The organism is bacterium, assembly GCA_029210965.1.
Classification (GTDB): Bacteria; BMS3Abin14; BMS3Abin14; order BMS3Abin14; family BMS3Abin14; genus JALHUC01.
The window spans coordinates 1-2484 of sequence record JARGFZ010000087.1 but is presented as its reverse complement, the minus strand read 5'-3'; the positions used below and the strand labels follow the sequence as shown (position 1 = coordinate 2484).

Annotated in this window: 3 protein-coding genes; all 3 read right to left on the bottom strand. The window is 60.3% G+C overall.

Annotated features, from left to right (window positions below):
• Positions 1-238: 238 nt before the first annotated feature.
• The gene (gene cas2, locus P1S59_14330; GenBank protein MDF1527405.1) at positions 239-526 is read right to left on the bottom strand and encodes a CRISPR-associated endonuclease Cas2; all 288 of its coding nucleotides are present in this window, start codon (positions 524-526) and stop codon (positions 239-241) included.
• A 3-nt stretch (positions 527-529) separates the two neighbouring features.
• Entirely contained in the window at positions 530-2227 is a 1698-nt protein-coding gene (cas1, locus tag P1S59_14325; GenBank protein MDF1527404.1) for a CRISPR-associated endonuclease Cas1, read from the bottom strand.
• A gap of 26 nt (positions 2228-2253) precedes the next feature.
• Positions 2254-2484 (bottom strand): hypothetical protein (locus tag P1S59_14320; protein ID MDF1527403.1); only part of this gene is annotated, 231 nt, incomplete at its 5' end.

The following is a 2484-nucleotide window of genomic DNA, read 5'->3' as shown; positions in this document are numbered from 1 at the left end:
GGCTTCAATGGGGCCGGGGCATCTCTGCCCCGGAATCGAGCCCTCGCAGAATACATTGATAAATAACGCTTTTCAAGGGGTTCTGCGAGGTGTTAACGTTCCGGCTCACCGTCCATACGGCTGACATCATATCTGATCCGATCCTTTCACGATATTCTGTTTATTTTTCAAAGAGCTGCGATCCTTCGAGGGGTCCCGTGGATATATTCAGCACGTCACCGCTCGCCGCATCCCGGCATCAAACGATCACAGGAATCCGTTCAACAGGTTCAAAGGGTCTCCCGATGCTCTGAACGCGCGGTTTGACCGAATCCGCGGGGCCCATATCCAGGATCAGAACGTGGTCCGTTTTCTGATTGACGAACTCTCCCAGGAGAGCCTCCATCTGAAGATAGCGCATCCTGCTCAACCGGCACTGGAACACCGAAAGCTGCAGCCATTTCCCGTAACCGTGCATGGTCTTGAAAACCCTGCGCCAGCGTTTTGGGTCCTGGATATCGTAAGCGACAATGAACAGGCGCTCCATAGGTCACCGCGTCATGAAAACGGGGTACCGCTTTAACTCCCCCATTAGAAACCGGACGAGAAGCCGCGCTTCCACCTCTAAAAGCCGCCTGTAGCTGATCCGGTATTTGAAGATGGGATGGGTTACCTCCAGGCCCATTCTCCTTTCGAATGCCGCGATGAAACTTCGCCGCCCCTTTTCAGTCAGCGCGCAGGCGCCCGCGGTACGAACAAAATCCCCGGCCCGGACCTCACCGTTGTTTATCGCCGTCAGGACGGTCGAGTCGGCAACCAGAGGACGAAAGGGTTCCATCATGTCCAGGGCAAGAGCCGGACGCCCGAATCGGGGCTGATGATAAAAGCCGCGATAGGGATCCAATCCAACGCCGGAAAGGGCCACCACCCATTCCCTCACGAGCATGGCGTAGGCGAAAGAAAGAAGGGCATTGACGGGATCACGGGGCGGTCTTCGGTTTCTTCCGTTGAAATCGAAGCCCCCCTCGCCTTCATCCTTCCAGTTCATCATTCCCGAGAAATTGGCAAAGTAGCGGCCGGCCGCCCCACCTTCGGCCCCGAGCAGGCTTTCGATGGAGGGGGCCCTTACCGCCCGCCTTACGTCTCCACGCATGCTGGTCATGAGGGAGGGCAGCGCATCGGGACCCCCTTTCCAGTTCCGCCGCAGCAGCGTTCTGCAGTTGGCGATCTTGCCGGCAACGAGGCGGCGGGAAAGATCGAGGCACTTTCCATCATCAAAGCTCGCCCTGTACTGAGCCGTCCGGGTCGTCACGTTTCTGTGGCCGCTCCCGAAGGTGTGGCCCATGAACCATCCCCCATAACTGAACCAGGTGACGGGGATCTCCCGCCGCAAGCATTCGTGCAGGGCCGGAGTGGTCATGGAAGCCGGACCGAAGAGGGCGACCTGGGAAACGTCGCCGTAGGCGGCCGCCGCCACCTGTTCCTTCGCCACCTCGACGACCATCCGTTCACCGTCCTTCCGGACATAGCCTCTGGGGGACTGTACATACATGGGAAGTCCGCGCTCGATGGACGGGAAGATGGGGCGCGGCTCAACGCCGCGACGGGAGAGGAACCCCACCTCGTCGGGGAGACAGATCCCGACCAGGCTGCACCGGACACATTTCGGGCTCCCATCCAGGGGGGGCGGAATCCGGTCCCCGGCAGCCACTTTCCGGAACTCCTCGATGGCGGCCATGGTCCGGCTTACCAGGGCGCCGTCAAAAGGGACCGGAACCCTTTCCTTCGACCCGACGAAGTAGATGAACCCCTCCACGCACTCGAACCCGTGCTCTTTCAACAAAAGCCCGTAAGCGCATAACTGGACCTTCTCGGGGTCGTAGACGCCGCCCTCAACGTGAGGGCGCTTACCCCGCTTGTAGTCCACCGGCGTGACCCTGTTCCCCTCCCCTTCCACCAGATCGATCTTGCCGGTGACCCCAAGGGTCTCGGAACCCAGGCTCACCGAGCGCGCATGAACGATCTCCTCCTCGCCCGGGTCCTCTGGGAGGGACCCGCCGCCTTTGTCCACCCGGCGGTGCTTGATACCCCCCTCCACCGTGTCGGCGCTGTGCTCGAACTCCCCCTGCACCCACATGAGGTACCCGAGCCGCGGACAGTACACGAACTCGTTGAGCATCCGCGCGGGGATGGGAGGGATCATCGCTCCGGTTAACATTTCCATATCTTTGGGTTCAGCCACAACCATGTCACCGGGTTCGCTCTGCAAGCCGGTTACCGGATCGAAGGCAGGGACCACGTGTGATCCGACTCATTCTTGAACTCCATCACCTTATTCAGCCTCGCCCGCAATTCACGGTACACATTAGCACCAACGGGTTGAAAGCCGTGAGCGAGTATGGAACCGTTCCGGGCGGCCAGGGGCGAACTGCGCTCGTTCGCCAGCCCCGCTTCAGCGAATTGTTCCCCAACCTCGTCGCCCAACTCCCTCAAAAGCCGGTACGC

Coding starts and splice junctions, on each gene's coding strand:
- cas2 (MDF1527405.1), bottom strand. CDS start 526: ATGGAGCGCCTGTTCATTGTCGCTTACGATATCCAGGACCCAAAACGC.
- cas1 (MDF1527404.1), bottom strand. CDS start 2,227: ATGGTTGTGGCTGAACCCAAAGATATGGAAATGTTAACCGGAGCGATG.